This is a genomic window from Meishania litoralis (assembly GCF_042611095.1).
Lineage (GTDB): Bacteria > Bacteroidota > Bacteroidia > Flavobacteriales > Flavobacteriaceae > Meishania > Meishania litoralis.
This window is the reverse complement of the sequence record NZ_JBHFPV010000001.1, coordinates 2,003,960-2,023,544: the sequence shown is the minus strand read 5'-3', so window position 1 is coordinate 2,023,544 and position 19,585 is coordinate 2,003,960. Positions and strand designations below refer to the sequence as shown.

Sequence of the window (19,585 nt, the reverse complement as noted above, 5' to 3'; positions counted from 1 at the left end):
TAACCAACTATAACCCAATAAGTGTTTGCGGTTTCGCAAATTGTCATTAGTTTAGGGTATGGACTACCTGAGCAAAATTCTGACCCTATTCATTTTTGTTTTTACCTGCAATCTATTCGGGCAAACCCCGATCGATCTTCAAGAATCGCCCCACGACTTGCACTTTGAAAATTTGGCCGACACTTGGGACGAGGCCATCCCTTTGGGCAATGGTCTGTTGGGTGCCCTCATTTGGAAAAAAGAAGGCAATCTCCGATTTTCATTAGATCGTGCAGACCTTTGGGACCTTCGCCCCATGGAAAATCTCAAAACCCCCGAATGGAAATACAGCTGGGTGTACGAACAATGGAAAAAAGACACTTATAAAGAAGTACAAAATCGGTTCGATGTCCCCTACGATAAAAGTCCGGCGCCTTCGAAAATTCCGGGAGCGGCCCTGGAATTCGATATTTCATCTTTGGGAGAAGTGGCCTATGTACATCTGTACATAAAAAATGCCATTTGCGAGGTCAAGTGGAAAAACGGAGTGCGACTTTTGACCTTCGTTCATGCCACCGAACCCACGGGATGGTATCGTTTTGAGGGTCTTGCGAAATCATTGCCTTATGAATTGATCCCCCCGGCCTATAATACCCCGGGAGAAAGTCTTGAGGACAACCCTGTGACCGGCCAAGATCTTCGAAGGCTCGCATATCCCCAAGGAAAAAGCGCAAAAAACGACAATTCAGCAACGTATCTTCAAGAGGGATGGGGCGGCTTCAAATATCAAGTTCACGCGGAACAGGAAAAGAGGTCGGAATCCCTTACCGGAATTTGGAGCATCAGTGCCGAATATACTTCCGAAAAAGCATCTCGGGCCGTGGATATCGTTCTTCAACAAAAAGAACAAGGTTTTACAAATGCCTTCAAATCCCATAATATTTGGTGGAATGAATTTTGGTCAAAATCGTCTTTGGCAATTCCCGACAAAATTTTAGAAAAACAATGGTATCTCGAACAATACAAATTTGGTTCGGTAGCGCGTGCTATGGCACCTCCGATTTCGCTGCAGGCGGTTTGGACGGCCGACAACGGAAAATTGCCCCCGTGGAAAGGCGATTTTCATCACGATCTCAATACGCAACTTAGCTATTGGCCGGCTTATTCGGGCAATCACCTGACCGAGGAAACGGGCTTCATAAACTGGTTGTGGAAGTATCGAGATAGCTTCAAAAAATACACTTCCGACTATTATGAAGCTGAGGGTATCAACGTGCCCGGTGTGACCACCTTGACCGGAGAACCTATGGGCGGATGGATCCAATATTCCTTCGGCCCTACCGTGTCGGCCTGGCTCGCTCATCATTTTTACCTGCACTGGCGTTATTCCATGGACAAGAAATTTTTAAAGGAAAAAGCCTACCCATGGATAAAGGATGTCGCAATTTTCCTCGATGCCATTTCAAAGAAGGATGAAAATGGACAACGAAAACTGCCCATAAGTTCGAGTCCTGAAATCCATAACAACAGTAGGGAAGCGTGGTTCGGCGAAACCACCAATTTTGATTTGGCCTTGATTCTATGGACATACGAAAAAGCCGCGGAGCTTGCCGCGGAGCTCGGCCAAAATGAAGAAGCCGACAAATGGAAAAAACTACGTGCAGCATGGCCCTCATTGGCCATCGATGATAAAACCGGACTCCTATTTGCACCTGGCGTACCGTACGAAGAATCACATCGGCATTTTTCACACCAGATCGGGTACCATCCGTTGGGAATCATTGATTTTTCAAAGGGCGAAAATGACAGGAAAGCAATCCAGCGGACCATAAACACTTTAGATGCTATAGGTTCTTCGCAATGGGTCGGCTACTCCTTTAGCTGGCTTGCGAATATGAAGGCCAGGGCCTTTGACGGAAACGGTGCGGCCGAGGCCTTGAAAACATTCGCGACGAGTTTTTGCTTACCGAACAGTTTTCATGTCAATGGCGACCAATCAGGAAAAGGATATTCCGATTTTACCTATCGCCCCTTTACCCTGGAAGGAAATTTTGCCTTTGCCGCCGGCCTTCAAGAAATGTTGTTACAGAGCCATACGGGAGCGGTTCATGTTTTTCCTTCTATTCCGGTCGATTGGAAAAATGCTTCTTTTGAAAATTTAAGAGCAGAGGGTGCCTTTCTGGTTTCGGCCGTCTTAAAAAATGGTACCATAGAAAAAATAAAGGTACGATCTGAAAAAGGTGGCGAATTGAAATTGAAAAATCCGTTTTCCAAAACTAGCTTTAAGTGTACTTCAGAATATGAAATGATCGAAGGTGATATCATCTCTGTACAAGCAAAACCCGGCAAAATTATTCGGTTTGAACCAAAGCGTTAGAACGACGTTTTGTCAATTTTGATGGTTTTCGCAAAAATCTTGGCCAACCGACCTGGCCCAGATTTTACATACCCTTTAAATTCGCTATATTTATGAGTGGAATCAAGGCCAAACTGTAAGTGTACCATGAAGAATAAATTGGTTGTAAAAAGTTATTTTAGTGTTGCTTGCTTGCTGGCAATTATTTTGACGGAAAGTTGCTCTTCTTCCTCTAAAAAGGTCGATTTCAGCACTCAGGTAAAGCCTATTCTCAATAATAAGTGCATTTCATGTCATGGCGGGGTCAAAAAGAATGGTGGCTTTAGCCTCTTGTTCGAGGAAGATGCCTTCGCGGAAACCAAATCTGGCAAACCTGCCATAATACGCGGGGACGCTTCTGGCAGTGAATTGATCAAAAGGTTGCACGAAGATGACCCCGAACTTCGCATGCCCTATGAACATCCAAAATTATCTGACGAGGAAATAGATTTGCTTACCCGCTGGATCGACCAAGGTGCAGAATGGGGCGGGCACTGGGCGTATTCGCTTCCTGAAAAGGTCGGGGTTCCGGCAATTACCGCAGAAGCGGGGTTTGCCCCTGAAGAAGCTTCCGATTTTCTGAAAAACGATATCGACAATTTCATTTTGGCCAAATTGGATGAAAATCAGTTGACTCCCAACCATCAGGCCGAGAAAAATATTATCGCCAGAAGAGCCGCATTGGATATTACCGGGTTGCCGCCTAATCCTGATTTATTAAAACGCTTTGAAGAAGGTGATCTTTCATATGAAGCCTATATCGATAGTCTTTTGGCACAAAAAACCTATGGCGAAAAATGGGCGACCTGGTGGCTCGACCTGGCGCGATATGCCGATTCAAAAGGTTATGAAAAGGATATGGGCAGATCGATATGGCAATACCGAGATTGGGTGATCAAAGCGTTCAACCAAGATATGCCCTATGACCGGTTTACGATCGAGCAACTGGCCGGAGATCTTTTGCCCGACCCATCGATGGACCAATTGATCGCCACGGCCTTCCATAGAAATACGATGAACAATGACGAAGGCGGTACCGATGACGAGGAATATCGCGTGGCCACCGTCATCGACCGTATTAACACCACCTTTTCGGTGTGGCAAAGCACGACTATGGAGTGTGTACAGTGTCACGGCCACCCTTATGACCCCTTTAAGCACAAAGACTATTACAATCTAATGGCCTTTTTCAATAATACCCGGGATGAGGACACTCCAAGTGAATCGCCCTTGTTGAAATTCTATACCCCCGAACAACAAAAGAAAGTCGATAAGGTTATCGAGTGGGTCGCAAAACATGGCAATGAAAAATCACTGAAGACCTACAAAGATTTCTTATGGTTTACCGAACCGGTCTATAAATCGCATTTTTTCAAGGAATTCAAAAACAGCGTCTATGACGACCATGCTTCAGTGGTTTTCTGGGATGACGGCAACCTCATCATGGAAGATGCCCATACGCGAAATGCCGGTTTTGTATATCTGAACTATCGCTCGCATTACAACGGTACCAAAATGACGATTCGTGAAAAGAATGCCGAAGGCAGGGTTTTGGCACAATTCACATTGAACAAATCAGATGGGCTGGTAACTTCGCGGTTTCCTCTTGAAAAAATAGACAAGAAAACCAACCTCTATCTCGAGACCCAGAACGACGCCATTGCGAAAGAGATCAACATTCTCAATCTCTATTGGGTAGGTTTCATCGAAGACATTCCCGGTAAGGACGAACCCGGATGGGCCGGCATTAACACCATGTTTACGGACGCTCTGAATGCAAAGACCGAAACCGTACCCATTATGTCAGAGAATCCCGATTATATGAAACGGACGACGCAACTTTTCAATCGAGGTAGTTTTTTGGACAAGACCGACACGGTACAACCTGGCACGCCGGAAAGTTTGAACACATGGAATCAAGAATGGGCTAAAAATCGATTGGGGTTGTCAAAATGGATCGTTGACAAAAAGAACCCCTTGACCGCACGCACACTGGTCAACAGGGTCTGGCATCAGATTTATGGGCGAGGTTTGGTTTCGACCATAGAGGATATCGGGTCGCAATCTGAACCACCTTCGCACCCGGCACTGCTAGACTGGCTTTCGTTGCGTTTTATGAACGAACACAATTGGAGCATCAAATCGCTGGTGAAGGAAATTACCCTATCGGGTACCTATCGACAAAGTTCGGAAAGCACTCCTGAAATGTACCAATTAGATCCAGAGAACGAACTATACGCCCGAGGACCGAGAATACGCTTGGGCGCCGAAGCCATTCGTGATCAGGCCATGGCCGTATCCGGTTTATTGAGCGACAAAATGTACGGTCCGGGGGTCATGCCGCCGCAACCGGAGGGCGTATGGCAAACAGTCTACAATGGTGACAAGTGGCAAGAGAGCAAGGGCGAAGATCGTTATAGAAGGGGTATTTACACCTATTTGAAACGCACAAGTCCCTACCCTTCTTTCCTGACCTTTGATGCGGGCAGTCGCGAGGTGTGCATAATCCGAAGAACGCCGACCAATACACCCTTACAGGCCTTGGTAACCCTCAACGACCCTGTATTTCTCGAGGCCGCCTATGAATTGGCAAAGAATTCACAAGTCGCCGATAATATCGAAAAAAGCATTGCCCAAGCTTATGAGAATGCCACTTTTTCGGCAATCGAACCTATGACTTTGAACGCATTGAAAGATCTGTATCAAAATTCGTTGGCCGAGTTTGCCAAAAATAACGAAGCAACCGAAATGTTCCTGCATTTGGAGGAACGCCCAACACCGGAATTGAGTGCGTTGACCATAGTGGCCAATGCCATAATGAATTTGGATGAATTTTTAACGAAAGCTTGATGAAAGACCAAATCGAAAGACTGATCCAAGAAAAATTGGCACGCGAGGTGCAGGCCAAGACCCGAAGGCATTTTATAAAAAGTTGCGCCCAAGGTATGGGCGGACTCGCCTTGAGTTCCATTTTTATGGCATGCGATCCGTTGAGCAAGCCTGCTAAGAAAATGCAGATGGCGTTTTCCGAACGTGACCTAAATCCCTTGGCTACCTTGCCCCCTCCATTCGCCCCAAAAGTAAAATCGGTCATCTACCTGCACATGGCCGGAGCTCCTTCCCAATTGGAGATGTTCGACTATAAGCCCGAACTTCATAAATATGATGGACAAGATTGCCCGCAATCGTTGTTGGAAGGAAAAAAATTCGCCTTTATCAAAGGTACGCCCAAGTTGATGGGGCCACAGGCCGAATTCAAGCAAGAGGGCGAATCGGGCAATTGGGTGTCGAATTTTCTACCCCATTTCAAAAAGGTAATCGATGAAGTCGCATTCTTGAAAGCCGTGCACACCGATCAGTTCAACCATGGGCCGGCACAACTGTTCATGCATACGGGCAGTGCCCGATTGGGCCGACCAAGCATTGGTGCCTGGGCAACCTACGGACTGGGTTCCGAGAATCAAAACCTTCCCGGGTTTGTTGTACTGACCTCAGGGGGCAACACCCCCGACGCAGGAAAAAGTGTCTGGGGCAGCGGGTTTTTGCCATCGGTCTACCAAGGGGTGCAATGCCGATCCAAAGGAGATCCCGTTCTATATATTGAAGACCCTAAAGGGGTTTCTAGAAATCTCAAAAAAAATACTATCGATGCCATAAACAAAATCAATAAAGAGGAATACGCCAAATATGCCGACCCCGAAATTTTGGCGCGGATCAATCAATACGAAATGGCATATCGCATGCAGATTGCCGTACCCGAGGTCATGAACATCAACAACGAGCCTGAGCATATCAAACAGATGTACGGGGTCGAACCTGGCAAGGAATCGTTCGCCAATAATTGCCTTTTGGCCAGAAAGTTGGTCGAAGACGGGGTGCGTTTCGTACAGTTGTTCGACTGGGGATGGGATACCCACGGTAACATTCGCGAAGGCTCCATCGATATGGGCCTTCGCAACAAATGTCGTGAGATCGATAGACCGATAACCGCTTTGATCCTCGATTTGAAACAAAGAGGACTGTTGGATGAAACCCTGATCGTTTGGGGCGGCGAATTCGGCCGTACGCCCATGCAAGAAAACAGGGGCAATAAAGAAATGGCCTATAAAGGCCGTGATCATCATGGTGATGCATTTACCATGTGGATGGCCGGTGGCGGCATCAAAAAAGGTGCTTCTCACGGTAAAACTGATGACATCGGATTTTCGGGTATTGAAGGCCGGGTATCGGTGCACGACGTTCATGCCACAATATTGCAATTACTCGGTTTCGACCACGAACGATTCACCTATGAATTTCAGGGAAGACGATTTCGCCTGACCGATGTAGAGGGCGAGGTGATCAAAGAGATTTTGGCGTAATGATATGAAACCATTATCATCGAAAATGAATTGATCTACCATTTTTAGGTCATATTGGTCAAAAAGAGCAAGTCTCGAAAAAATCAAAACCAACTTAATGAAACAACTACTACTAGTCACATTCACATTTTTTTACCTAACCACTTTTTCCCAAGAAAAAAAACAATTGCAATTCTTCCAGACCGATTGGGGCCGAAATATTTCCTGGGACGCTTTTTGTGAAAAAACAAAAGCTTCTGGATATGACGGACTCGAAACCTGGTTTCCTTCCGATAAAAAAAGCCAAGAAGAACTAAAGGCGGCTTTAAATAAGTATGGGCTCAAAGTCGGATTTTTGAACGGTACCAACAAATCGCTTCCCTTCGAAGAAAGTCTCAAAGCCTATACCGAACATTTCAAGACCTTGATCTCCTGGAAACCTGCGTATATCAATTGCCATACGGGTAGCGACTTTTTTACCTTTGAGCAGAACAGGGCCTTTATCGATGCGGCCAATAATATTGCCAAAGAAAACAACATTCCCGTTTACCATGAAACCCACCGCGGCCGGTTTAGTTACAATCTGCCGGACACAAAAAAATACGTGCAAAAGATTCCCGACCTAAAATTGACCTTGGATATCAGCCATTGGATGGTCGTGCACGAATCGTTGTTGCAAAATCAGGACAATGAATTGGAGGAAATCATAGACCGTTCTCACCACATCCATGCCAGGATCGGCCACGCCGAAGGGCCACAGGTGAACGATCCCGAAGCTCCTGAATGGAAAAAGGCCGTTGATCGACATTTGGATATCTGGGAAAATATCATCAGAAAAAAATGGAAAACAAGAGATGTCTTTACCATAACAACTGAATTCGGCCCGGCGGATTATATGCCAACCCTACCCTATACCCGCATGCCCGTGGCCGATCAATGGAAAGCGAACATTTATATGATGAGAACCTTAAAAGAACGTCTAAAAATTGAATAAGTTTACGGTATCATGGACGTTCTAAAACAACTTTTGGGCAGACTACATCCTATCATAGTCCACTTACCCATCGGATTCATCGTCTTCGGATTGTTACTTCAATGGTACGACCGAAAAAGACAAACGTATGGCGAACTGATTCCCATAGCGTATCTCTGGGGAGGCATTGCCGCAGTTGTAGCCTGCCTTACCGGATATTTGCAGTATACGGGCGAAGGTTATGCCTTCGATACGGTAAAATGGCATTTATGGAGTGGCGTGGCCACGGCCCTATTCTCATTTTTGATGTACGCCAAATCAGAAGGAACAAAAGCTTTTTCTTTTTTGGAACGCACTCCCACAATCACCTTATCGATCGTCTTTTTCATTTTGATTTCCTTTACCGGGCACAAAGGTGGAAATATTACCCACGGGGAGGATTATCTTGTTGAACCCCTACCCAATAACATTAAATCGGCCTTGGGCTACGAAACCTTCGAGGAAAAACAAATCAAACTCAATGAAGACAATTGGGAGGAAGCCTTGCTTTATGAGGATGTGGTCAAACCGATTCTGAACAATAATTGCGTCAGTTGCCATAATCCAAAAAAGACAAAGGGCGAACTACTTTTGCATTCTAAGGAAGGCATTTTAAATGGAGGAGAAAACGGAGAAGTAGTCGTAGCCAATGATGCTTCCCAAAGCGAAGTGTTCACGCGTATGAAGCTACCAAATGATGACGACAACCATATGCCTCCCGAAGGTAAAAGACAACCGACGAAAGAGGAAATAATATTACTCGGTGCCTGGATCGATGCCGGACACCCGTTCGAGGGCACCATAAAAGAAAACGGATTGGCCAAAGAACTGTTCACTTCGTTCTTTCCCCAAAATTTGGACAATGATTATCCCGATATCGAAATAACCGCCGCTTCACAAGACAGTATAAAAATTATTGAAGAAACTGGCGTTCATGTCGATCCTATCAGTGAATCCTCGAATTTTTTAAGCGTTTCCTGCATCAACAAACCCGCTTTTTCCGATGCCGATTTCGAGAATCTGCTTTCCATAGCTCCACAGATTGCCCAATTGGATCTGGGCGGAACCCAAGTGACCGATGCCATTTTCGAAAAATTGACACAACTTCCGAACCTGACGATTTTGAAACTCGACAATACCTCGATTACAGGACAAAACATCAAACAACTGTCATCACTTGAACATATAAAGTCGATAAACCTTACGGCCTCCAAATTCGAGGAAACCCATTTACCCGATTTTTCCGGCTTCAAAAAATTGAAAAAAATCTATCTCTATAAAACCAAATCCGAATCTCAGGGAATAAAGACATTGAACGACGGACAGATAACTGTAGATTACGGCAACTACGAGTTGCCGCCCATTCCGTCGGATTCGATTATTTATTGAAAAAGGCCAGATGTACCATGCCCGGTACTTCGCACATTAGCATCATACATCTGACTTTTTCATTTCCAAAACAAAAAGAAAAAACATAGCTTAGGGCCGATAATGTTTATAAATGAATTTCAGTAAAAAAGCGGGGCTGTTTCTCGGACCGATACTTTTCTTGGTGCTCACCAACCTACCTTTCGAGATGGTCTCTGAAAAAGGTGACTCGGTCATGGCCATTGCCGTTTGGATGGTCGTTTGGTGGATCACCGAGGCTGTTTCGATATCGGTCACTGCCTTGTTACCGTTGCTGCTCTTTCCCATCCTAAAAATTATGGATGTCGGTGATGTCGGTGCCAACTACGGGAGTCCGATCATCTTTCTTTTCTTTGGTGGTTTTATTCTGGCCCTGGCCTTGGAAAAGGTCAATCTACACAAACGCATTGCACTAAGTATTATTAAATTAACGGGCACGGCCCCCAATAAAGTCGTGTTGGGTTTTATGATCGCGACCGCGGCTTTGAGCATGTGGATCAGCAATACGGCGACCACCGTAATGATGCTGCCCATTGCCATGTCGGTCATCGGTCTGTTGGTGAACGACGAGGATGGTTTTACCAAAAGTGATAAAAACTTTGCCCTGAGCGTAATGTTGGGTATTGCATTCTCGGCCAATGCGGGCGGCATTGCTACCGTAATAGGCACGCCACCGAATTCGGTAATGATCGGACTGCTTGAAAACGAATACAATATTGAAATCTCCTTTTTAAAATGGATGGTCATAGGGGTACCCTTTTCGGCGGTAATGATATGGATCAGTTACCTTGTACTGACCAAATGGATGTTCCCCAACAAACAACTCAAATTTGCCGCCTCAAGGGAAGTGATCAACGATGAACTACAAAAATTAGGCCCAATGGGAGGCAAGGAAAAAATGGTCTTGGCCATATTCGGCGTTACCGTTTTTCTTTGGATTTTTAGAACCGTCATCAATAGTTATTTACCAGGATTAAAGTTAAACGATACCATGATCAGCATGATGGGGGCCATTGCCATGTTCTCAATTCCCTATAATCTTAAAAAGGGAGATTTTATCATCGACTGGAAAGACACCCAAAAACTGGCCTGGGGCATTTTGATACTTTTTGGGGGCGGATTGGCACTCGCCAAAGGTATGTCGGTAAGCGGAATAGTCGATATGGTCTCGAGTGCGATTGCCAACAGCGATATCAGTATCTTGATGACCGCCGTTCTTCTTATAACGCTCATGCTCTTTATGACCGAACTGATGAGCAATGTGGCATTGGTCGCCGTACTGGCCCCAGTGGTCGCCGGTATCGCTATAGGTTTGGAAGTACCCATCTTGTATCTATTGATCCCGGTTACCATGGCAAGCAGTTGTGCCTTTATGCTGCCAATGGCTACGCCGCCCAATGCAATCGTATTTGCCAGCGGTTATGTCAAGGTAAGTGAAATGGCACGTGTAGGGGCAATACTTAACTTGATAGCGATAGCACTATTGATACTGATGTTTCAATTTGTAATTCCGATGTTCTTTTAAAAACAAAACCCCCATTCGAAAATGGAGGTTTTATCTGGACTAACTCAAATAAAGAAGTTTACTTCTTCGTCTTTATATACGGGTCAAAACCTTCGGGCAGATGTTCCTTCGGATCAAAATCCAAGATAACGGTATCATCTTCTTCAATGTAATTGAAACCGTCCACATCATATGGATAGGCATAGGCATTAAAATCTGCAGGCAAATAATCTTGCGTATCGAAACCAAGGTCGATATCGACCTCTTCTTCGATTATAATAATCGAATTGATATCGAGTTCTTTTTCAACGGGTATATTGTTGTTGGCAAAAACTCCAAAAGCGAACAAAAGTACAACGGTAGCCGCAGATACAAGTTCCATTTTTTTCATAACTTCTATTGTTAAATATGAGATAGTATAACGTCTAGAACGTTATTTATTGTTTTGCATCTTTGTAAGGGGTTTCTTGTAAAATCGAAAATCGATGATTTCGCAATTAGAACATACGGAAGTTATCAACTTCGTAATTCGACCTGATTTTTATTAATATTTATTGAAGTTCTTTGGCAAACTTTTACAGCCAAAATTTTGACGTTTTTTTGTCGGGCCCAAGACATCCTGTAAAAATATTTACCGTTCATCGAGGTTTTTGCAGTTGGTCGATAAAAAATAAAGCTGCCATAGGTTTATGACAGCTTTATCTTGACTAATTCGCTAATTGAAAAATGAGATTTTCTATATATAAGACTGATAAAAAAACAAAATGTTACAATCCAACTCTAAAAAAGATGTTTAAATCGATTTTAAATCAAATCGAAACTTCGAAAAAAGATTCGTTCGCAACAATCAAATGCATACATTTTTATAGGTTCTACGTCAAAATGTAAATAAATCCGATGAAAAAAACCGGTATTCCACAACTATGATACATTTGACATCTAATTAGTACCGTTTCGCAACAAAGCCCTTTTTTGGGTTAGGGTAATGTCTAATTTAGCTTCAGCATTAAAAACCAAACGTCATGTCATATAAAACTAAAAGTTTACTGTATTTCGCAAGTTTCGTGATCGCCACCATAACCTATTATTATAACGTATCGGCTTCACAGCGTATAATTTCTGATGTGAACGAACTGGCAAAAGCCGATGTCGAGCAGATCACTATAGAAACAATGAATCAAAATATTCAATAAGAACGACCTACTACTACCCCCAAGAGGGCAAGGATGAGAATCCTTGCCCTTTTTTATTTGTATCGATACTGTCTGTGTTAAAAAAGTGTCAAATTCATGCAATGGATTAAACCATCTCCCCGTCATGACATCTTAGGTATAAATCATTTAAAGTTTACGTTATGAAAAAAATAATAATGGCAATGTTACTACTGACCGGTATCGTCGGCCTCGCCCAAAGGGAAGGGAACGTTCATCGTAAGGGTATGAAAGATTTCACCCCGGAGCAAATAGCTACCCTTCAAACCAAGAAAATGACCTTGGCCCTCGACCTTACCGAAGTCCAACAATCGCAAATACAGACTCTGAACCTTGAAAATGCCAAAGCACGCAAGGCCAAAATGGACGAACTCAAAGCGATGAAAGAGGATGGAGAACGTAAGAAGCCAACGCAAGAAGAGCGTTTTGCGATGCAAAATGAACGCCTCGACCGTCAAATTGCCCAAAAAGAAAAGTTCAAGAAAATACTATCGCCCGAACAATACGATAAATGGCAGAAAATGGCACATCATTATTCAAAACATAAAAAGGGCATACCTAGAATGAAGCACAAAAGAATAGAGGGCAAACAAAAATAGGTTGGTTGATTAGTTGATGAAAAGCCGTTCGCAAATTGTGGACGGTTTTTTTTTGGTTTTTAACGTTACTGAAGACTTCTATATGGTTCTATATGTATTATAAAACATATATGCAGTCTTACAAGGTATGATTTTTCCACTTTTGCACCATCAGTAATTTTATACGAATTCTATAGCAGCCGCATATAGAAAAGTATAATATCTTCACTACAAACTCAGCAGTTAAAACAATGAATTTTAACTCAGATGCTTATTGCATACCCTCATTTGTCCAAATAATAAATAAAAATCTAAGCTCTCACTTTGAGCGAGAAAAAACTATATCAAAAAAGAAATGCACCTGATTACTGATAGGACCCCATATAGTTTTCCACACTTTTTAAACAAAAAAAGCGTTCTAATTTTATACAAATTTTGGTTTACAATGAAAAAAGAGATCTTTATGGTAATTGGCGTTTTGTTATTTGCCCATTCCTTGTTCCTTCATGCGCAAGGGAGACCTATAGATTCATATGGCAATATCAATTATGAAAAGTTGGAATCAGTAGTCGAGGAGAAGACGCAGCGATTGGATGAAGTAGTGCATCTTAATAAAGGGAAGCAGAAAAAGAAAGCATACCAAATCTACAAGGATTACGAGATCAAAAAACAAAAGAAACTCGCAAATACCAAATTCAAGCAAAGAAATAGGTATAAAGAGCGGCCACATCGCAAGCAATCGTCGTACACCGAATATGATGAACAAAAGGAAAATCTTCTCTTAGAAAAACTAGACAAACAAGCTAGTGAAAAAATTAAAGAGATTCTCACCCAAAAACAGAAGAAGAGATTGTTCATGCATGAAGAAAAAGAAAAAATGGCAATACTGCAATAGCACTACTCATTAAAAACAGAGTTAACCGCATTTACGGTCTCATCCAAATCATGATAGGTCAAAGCATCGTTCAAAAAATAACTCTCAAAAGCACTTGGCGGTAGGTAAATACCATTTTGCAGCATGCCGTGAAAGTATTTTTTGAACGTTTCATTATTTCCTTTGGCGGAAGTCTGAAAATCGACGACAGGCTCTTCGGTAAAGTGTACCGAGATCATGCTTCCGAAACGATTGATTTGATAGGGTATTCCCTTTGAACGCAATACTTCATCAAGGCCCTTGTGCAGGTATTCGGTCTTATCGGCCAAACTTTTGAATATCTCAGGGTGCGCATTCAACTCGGTGAGCATGGCCAGGCCAGCACTCATCGCCAACGGATTTCCGCTAAGTGTACCAGCTTGGTATACAGGCCCCTCAGGCGCCAAATAATCCATTATTTCATTTCTCGCCGCAAATGCCCCGACGGGAAGACCGCCACCGATAACCTTCCCGAAACAAAGAATATCGGCATTAATGTTCAGTGCCTCTTGTGCACCTCCTTTGCCTAAGCGAAAACCCGTCATCACTTCATCGAATACCAACAATATGTTCTCTTGATCACAGATTTTTCGCAATCCTTGCATAAAACCATCTTTCGGGACGATACATCCCATATTTCCGGCAACAGGTTCGATGATGATCGCGGCTATTTCTTCTTTATTCGCCTTGACAATGGCCTCGACACTATCGAGATCGTTATAATTTGCCAATAGTGTATCTTTTGCGGTTCCTTGGGTGACTCCAGGGCTATTCGGACTTCCAAAAGTGACAGCGCCACTACCCGCTTGTATCAAGAACGAATCGGAATGGCCATGATAGCATCCGGCGAATTTGATGATCTTGTCCTTACCTGAAAAACCACGGGCCAAGCGAACGGCACTCATACAGGCCTCGGTTCCACTGTTCACGAACCTAATCTTATCGATATTGGGTACCATCGATACGGCCAATTTTGCCAGTTCGGTCTCAATTTCAGTAGGCATTCCGAACGAAGTCCCTTTTTTGGCCTTCTCGATGACCGCATTGATTACCGGTTCATACGCATGACCTAAAATCAAAGGGCCCCAAGAGGCGATATAATCAATGAGCCGATTACCGTCTTCATCATAGAGATAGGCGCCTTTGGCCTCATTTACGAAAATCGGGTCCCCGCCCACCGCCTTGAAGGCCCTCACCGGAGAATTCACCCCCCCGGGGATATAGCTTTTGGCCTCTGCGAAAAGGGCACTACTGCGTTTATAAATCATGGCTAATTGAATTTTGCCGTCTTTACCACTAATTCTTGGCCGACAGAAATGTTGTTATCGTACATGTAGTTCAACCGCTTTAGGTCATCGACAGAAACCGAATACTTTCGCGAAATGGAATATAGGGTATCGCCCCGCTTTACAATATGGGTGTCTACCTTAGTAGGCCGCGGCTTATTTTCGGCAACTTGGGCCGCGGCGACACGCCCATAGCCCTGCTTGACCACATCGGCATCAAATTTGTGTAGACCGTGTTGCTCGATCAAGGCAATCAATTTTTGTGGATACCGTTTATCGGTCGCATACCCGGCCTTGCGCAAACCCTTCGCCCATGCCCTGTAGTCATTGCTGGGAAGGTCAAAAAGAAAGGCGTAACGACTGCGGCCCGACAAGAAAACACTATGGTCCCTGTACGAATACATGGGGTGATTGTACTTTCTAAAACATTCCCCTTTTTCGTCATCGTCATGATGGTCGAAATCACCCTCCCAACCTGTATGGCATTTAATACCGAAATGGTTATTGGTTTTCCGGGCCAGTGCGCCCCTTCCGAATCCGCTTTCAAGCAATCCTTGCGCCAACGTGATACTGGCCGGAATTCCGTAAGCTTTCATTTCCATTTGAGCGATTTCGGAAAAAGTATCGATATATTCATCGATCGAGGCAACTTCAAAATGAACGAATTCGCCCGAATCCTCGGGCAATTCATAAAGACCGTCGGAGTCATTGTTACTTTGATCCGACTTACTCACGGTCGCCCTGGGTGAATGACCGTTGTTTTTCTTCATGGAGACACTTTGCCTTACTTTACAGCCAATCAGAAGTGTGGCACATATCACCGACAATAGCAATTTCTTCATCATACGTGGATCAAGGGTAGGTTTTTCATTTTCAATCTTTGGTTCACGCCCGCTATACCTTGGAGCCCTCCGGTATGGATGGCCAAAATTTTGGTTTTCGGAGGGAAATAGTCTTTTTTGACCATATCCAAAATCCCGAAAATCATTTTCCCGGTATAAACGGAATCTAGGGGAACATGGGTCTTTTCACGGAAATCATTAATAAAGTGAACAAGTTCTGGCGTCACTTTTGCATACCCGCCAAAATGATATTCCGTTAGCAATTTCCAATTCTCCTTATGGGCAAATTTACGAATATCTTGATTTAAAAAATCACCTTTGAGCGCCGGGAAGCCCAAAACCTGCTGTTCAGATGTTGCTGAATTGGCGATCCCCGCGATGGTTGCGCCAGTACCCACGGCACAGCAGACAATATCAAAATCACGGTCTTCAGCATCGAGTATTTCTTCACAACCCTTTACCGCCAAGGCGTTCGAACCACCTTCGGGAAGCAGGTAAAAGTTTCTGAATTCCTTTTCCAAAAGTTGCAAAAAAATGTGGGATTCTTTTTGGCGATAAACCTCTCGACTAACAAATTTAAAATGCATTCCATCTTCTGAAGCCTTCCGCAAAGTCGGGTTTTCCTTCCATTTTACTTCAAGTTCTTCGCCACGGATTATCCCAATGGTCCGAAGGCCATGCAACTTTCCGGCATAGGCAGTAGCCGCAATATGATTGGAATATGCCCCGCCAAACGTTAAAAGCGTGTCGAAGCCTTGGTCCTTGGCCGTAGCGATGTTGTATTTGAGTTTGCGGTATTTGTTGCCCGAAATTAGGGGGTGGGTCAAATCTTCCCTTTTGATGCAAAGGGTCAGTTGTTTTTCCGTAAGGATCGGCAGTGTTACATATTGGTTTTTGACCGGTCTCAAACTATCCCTTTAACTTAATAAAAAAGATACTTTAAAAAACCGAAAGTCCTTCGTTCAGAAGTGTAGTTCAAGTTTCTTTCGTTCTGATAGGCCTCACGTTCAAAACTAATGTTCTGATAGGCCCTATAGCTATCCAAATAATAAAGGGACCGTAAGAGCCATTCGAAAATATACAGCACATAGAACGGCAATATCAATAATTCTTGCTGTTGCTTTAAGTGGATCTTCTCGTGATTCACAAGTACGGCATCGTTTTTTAGGGCGTCATTCTTAAGAAAAATGAAAGGCCAAAGCGAAAGCCCTACATAATTTTTATAGAAGAAATGTTTAAAGACCAAAACCATAGACCTGTATTTAAACGAACATATTCAAAGATAATTGTTAAAGCCGCCCATTTGATGCCCGCACGTATATGTTGCCAACAATTGTACCAATTCTTTAAAATCATCGTTTGACCCCTAGAAATTCAACGTTTTAAGAAAATCAAAATATGCTTATTAACAGAATTGAAGTAATTTTAGAAGATTCTTTACATGAAGGCATTGCAGTATGAAAGAGTTCATTCCACTTGAAGAGGGAGATTACTATATGTCGAAAGAAGGTTTTCGCGTCTTTACAGAACAGTATCATCTAAAAAGAGGTCATTGCTGCGAAAGTGGCTGCAGGCATTGCCCGTATGGCTATGATCCAAAGACCAATACCCAAAGCTAAAGAAGTGAATCTCGGCATGATTTTTGAGAATTATTTTACAACATATAGATACTCCATTACATAAAAAACTTTGGTTATGAAAAAGATTAAGATTTTGGCAATACCGATGATGGTCTTGCTTTTTTTAAGCTCTTGCGCCTCGGTGCGCGTACTCTCTGATTATGATCGCGAGGCGAACTTCAACAACTATAAATCGTACGCGTTTTACAAAACAGGAATCGACAAGGCCCAAATTTCGGATTTGGATAAAAAGAGGATTTTAAGGGCCATCGACGCCGAGTTAAGCTCAAGAGGTTTTGTCAAATCGGAGAACCCCGACATATTGATCAGCATCTTCACGAAGGAAAAAGAACAAGTAGATATATACAACAACTACTGGGGCGGTGCTTTTGGTTGGGGCTGGAACCCTTGGTATTGGGGTGGATGGGGCCCCGGGTACTATGGCAATAACGTCAGCACCCGTACCGAAGGTTCACTTTACATCGACCTTATCGATTCTAAGAGCAAAGAATTGGTCTGGCAAGGCAAGGGCGTTGGCAACCTGAACAATATTTCGAATATTGAAAAGAAAGAAGAACGAATTCGCGAATTCGTTTCACAGATACTTGAGGCCTATCCGCCAAATGCCGTGGCGGCCAACCAATAAAGTCTTTCTACGATAACGAGTATGAGCCCTGACGTTACCGTCAGGGCTTTTTTCGTACCTTTAGTCTGCAAAAATGCACAGAAAATGACATACGAAAGTAATGCCATATTAGACAAGCTTCCCAAACATTTAAAGCAGTATATAAAACCTCAGAACTATACCGAGTATTCGGCGATAGATCAAGCCGTATGGCGGTATGTGATGCGAAAAAATGTCGATTATTTGAGCAAGGTCGCCCATCGGTCATACTTGGACGGACTTAAAAAAACGGGCATCTCGATCGACCATATTCCTAATATGTACGGCATGAACCGCATTTTAAAGGAAATCGGTTGGGCCGCGGTCGCAGTTGACGGTTTTATACCACCGTCCGCCTTTATGGAATTTCAAGCGTACAATGTGCTTGTAATCGCCTCAGATATACGCCAACTCGAACATATCGAATATACCCCGGCACCCGATATTATCCATGAAGGGGCGGGTCATGCACCCATAATCGCCAACCCTGAATATGCAGAGTATTTGAGACGATTCGGGGAAATAGGCTGCAAGGCTATTTCAAGTGCCAAAGATTTTGAACTTTACGAGGCCGTCAGGCATCTTTCTATCATAAAAGAAGCATCGGGCACCCCGAAGGTCGAGATCGACAAGGCCGAAGAACATATTGAAGAACTACAAAAAAACATGGGTGAGCCCAGTGAAATCGCCTTGATACGAAACCTTCATTGGTGGACCGTGGAATACGGGCTGATCGGCACGGTCAAAAACCCTAAAATATATGGGGCAGGGCTACTGAGTTCAATCGGTGAAAGTGCTTGGTGCATGACCGACAAAGTCAAAAAGATTCCGTATTCCATTGAGGCGGCGCGCACTGCTTTCGATATTACAAAACCTCAGCCTCAATTGTTCGTAACTCCCGATTTTGCTTTTCTAAGTCAGGTATTGGAAGAATTTGCGAATACCATGGCCCTGCGCAAAGGCGGATTCTCCGGGCTCGAAAAATTGATCCATTCAAAAGAGTTGGGCACGATTGAATTAAGTACTGGTCTTCAAATTTCAGGAAACTTCAAAAGTATGATCGCCCATGAGGGCAAACCGGTATTTTTTCAAACGGAGGGGCCAACGGCACTTGCCTATCGCGAAAAGGAACTGGTGGGCCATAGCGTTGAAAGGCATTCCACGGGCTTTGGTAGCCCTATCGGTAAATTAAAGGGCATTAACCTGGCCATAGAAGATATGAGTCCCCGAGATCTAAAAGCCTATAATATTTACGAGGGAGAAATGGTTTCGCTAGAATTCGAAGGAAATATTATGGTCACCGGACATATTATTACCGGTACCCGTAACCTCAGCGGGCAGATAATCTTGGTCACTATGAAAAACTGCAAAGTACTGCATAACGACAAAGTACTGTTCGAATCAAATGACGAACTTTATAATATGGCCATTGGCGAGCGTATTGTCTCAGCCTTCAACGGCCCTGCCGATCTGAACAGTTTTGATAGGGTCACCCACAAATTGAGCAGCACGACCATAAAGACCGAAAAAGATAGTCAGAAAATAAAGTTAGAGCAATTATATCGGCAAATCAGGGAGTTTCGGGAAGGAACGAACACCACCATCTCACGCCATAAGGTCTTTGAAGAAGTCAAGGAAAACCATACGTTGGACTGGTTGCTGCCCGTAGAACTCTATGAACTGGCCAAGACCAATGGCGATATTGTATTTGCCAATGAAATCTTATCGCATCTTCAAACTGTGAAAATAGACAACCCTAAAGTGGGCCAACTTATAGATGACGGTGTAGCCTTGGTGGCAAAAAGTTTTGTAGCTTAGAAACACTAATTCCATAG

General features: G+C 43.6%; 17 protein-coding genes. 12 read left to right on the top strand and 5 right to left on the bottom strand.

The genetic code is table 11. The features are described from left to right. Positions 1-58: 58 nt before the first annotated feature. From ACEZ3G_RS09000 to ACEZ3G_RS08975, 6 genes are all read left to right on the top strand, one after another. Positions 59-2,356, top strand: a complete 2,298-nt coding sequence (locus ACEZ3G_RS09000) for a glycosyl hydrolase family 95 catalytic domain-containing protein (protein WP_432425108.1) — start codon at positions 59-61, stop codon at positions 2,354-2,356. 126 nt (positions 2,357-2,482) lie between these two features. Beyond that, on the top strand, positions 2,483-5,224 hold the full coding sequence (locus ACEZ3G_RS08995) for a PSD1 and planctomycete cytochrome C domain-containing protein (protein ID WP_432425107.1): 2,742 nt from the start codon (positions 2,483-2,485) through the stop codon (positions 5,222-5,224). Beyond that, positions 5,224-6,735, top strand: coding sequence for a DUF1501 domain-containing protein (locus ACEZ3G_RS08990; RefSeq protein WP_432425106.1), 1,512 nt, complete (start codon positions 5,224-5,226; stop codon positions 6,733-6,735). The genes ACEZ3G_RS08995 and ACEZ3G_RS08990 overlap by 1 nt, the downstream gene beginning before the upstream one ends. 97 nt (positions 6,736-6,832) lie before the next feature. After that, on the top strand, positions 6,833-7,708 hold the full coding sequence (locus ACEZ3G_RS08985; RefSeq protein WP_432425105.1) for a sugar phosphate isomerase/epimerase family protein: 876 nt from the start codon (positions 6,833-6,835) through the stop codon (positions 7,706-7,708). Positions 7,709-7,720: 12 nt separating this feature from the next. Further along, complete coding sequence (locus ACEZ3G_RS08980) at positions 7,721-9,115, top strand: c-type cytochrome domain-containing protein (RefSeq protein WP_432425104.1); 1,395 nt, start codon at positions 7,721-7,723, stop codon at positions 9,113-9,115. A gap of 112 nt (positions 9,116-9,227) precedes the next feature. Continuing rightward, positions 9,228-10,658, top strand: a complete 1,431-nt coding sequence (locus ACEZ3G_RS08975; RefSeq protein ID WP_432425103.1) for an SLC13 family permease — start codon at positions 9,228-9,230, stop codon at positions 10,656-10,658. A 58-nt stretch (positions 10,659-10,716) separates the two neighbouring features. Here the strand turns inward: ACEZ3G_RS08975 and ACEZ3G_RS08970 are convergent, their stop codons facing one another. Continuing rightward, a complete protein-coding gene (locus ACEZ3G_RS08970) occupies positions 10,717-11,028 on the bottom strand; it encodes a hypothetical protein (RefSeq protein ID WP_432425102.1) in 312 nt (103 codons plus the stop codon). 631 nt (positions 11,029-11,659) lie between these two features. Between ACEZ3G_RS08970 and ACEZ3G_RS08965 the strand changes: the two genes are divergently transcribed. The 3 genes from ACEZ3G_RS08965 (at position 11,660) to ACEZ3G_RS08955 (ending at position 13,321) form a co-directional block, all read left to right on the top strand. Further along, positions 11,660-11,830 (top strand): hypothetical protein, encoded by a 171-nt coding sequence (locus ACEZ3G_RS08965; protein WP_432425101.1) that lies wholly within the window; start codon positions 11,660-11,662, stop codon positions 11,828-11,830. A gap of 161 nt (positions 11,831-11,991) precedes the next feature. Next, positions 11,992-12,447, top strand: coding sequence for a hypothetical protein (locus ACEZ3G_RS08960; RefSeq protein ID WP_432425100.1), 456 nt, complete (start codon positions 11,992-11,994; stop codon positions 12,445-12,447). A 424-nt stretch (positions 12,448-12,871) separates the two neighbouring features. Continuing rightward, on the top strand, positions 12,872-13,321 hold the full coding sequence (locus tag ACEZ3G_RS08955; RefSeq protein WP_432425099.1) for a hypothetical protein: 450 nt from the start codon (positions 12,872-12,874) through the stop codon (positions 13,319-13,321). Between the two features lie 2 nt (positions 13,322-13,323). Here ACEZ3G_RS08955 and hemL read toward each other — a convergent pair whose 3' ends face one another. Genes hemL through ACEZ3G_RS08935 form a run of 4 tightly spaced genes read right to left on the bottom strand, consistent with a single transcriptional unit; the run spans position 13,324 to position 16,719 of the window. Further along, on the bottom strand, positions 13,324-14,607 hold the full coding sequence (hemL, locus tag ACEZ3G_RS08950; protein ID WP_432425098.1) for a glutamate-1-semialdehyde 2,1-aminomutase: 1,284 nt from the start codon (positions 14,605-14,607) through the stop codon (positions 13,324-13,326). Between the two features lie 2 nt (positions 14,608-14,609). Continuing rightward, positions 14,610-15,470 (bottom strand): glucosaminidase domain-containing protein, encoded by an 861-nt coding sequence (locus ACEZ3G_RS08945; RefSeq protein ID WP_432425097.1) that lies wholly within the window; start codon positions 15,468-15,470, stop codon positions 14,610-14,612. Next, positions 15,467-16,375, bottom strand: coding sequence for a 1-aminocyclopropane-1-carboxylate deaminase/D-cysteine desulfhydrase (locus ACEZ3G_RS08940; protein WP_432425096.1), 909 nt, complete (start codon positions 16,373-16,375; stop codon positions 15,467-15,469). The genes ACEZ3G_RS08945 and ACEZ3G_RS08940 overlap by 4 nt, the downstream gene beginning before the upstream one ends. Positions 16,376-16,389: 14 nt before the next feature. Beyond that, positions 16,390-16,719, bottom strand: coding sequence for a hypothetical protein (locus ACEZ3G_RS08935; RefSeq protein ID WP_432425095.1), 330 nt, complete (start codon positions 16,717-16,719; stop codon positions 16,390-16,392). A 205-nt stretch (positions 16,720-16,924) separates the two neighbouring features. Between ACEZ3G_RS08935 and ACEZ3G_RS08930 the strand changes: the two genes are divergently transcribed. The 3 genes from ACEZ3G_RS08930 (at position 16,925) to ACEZ3G_RS08920 (ending at position 19,568) form a co-directional block, all read left to right on the top strand. Then, the gene (locus ACEZ3G_RS08930) at positions 16,925-17,086 is read left to right on the top strand and encodes a DUF5522 domain-containing protein (RefSeq protein WP_432425094.1); all 162 of its coding nucleotides are present in this window, start codon (positions 16,925-16,927) and stop codon (positions 17,084-17,086) included. Between the two features lie 76 nt (positions 17,087-17,162). Then, entirely contained in the window at positions 17,163-17,732 is a 570-nt protein-coding gene (locus ACEZ3G_RS08925; protein ID WP_432425093.1) for a DUF4136 domain-containing protein, read from the top strand. Between the two features lie 84 nt (positions 17,733-17,816). Further along, positions 17,817-19,568 carry an aromatic amino acid hydroxylase gene (locus ACEZ3G_RS08920; protein ID WP_432425092.1) on the top strand — a complete coding sequence of 584 codons (1,752 nt, stop codon included), beginning with the start codon at positions 17,817-17,819 and terminating at the stop codon, positions 19,566-19,568. Positions 19,569-19,585: the final 17 nt, after the last annotated feature.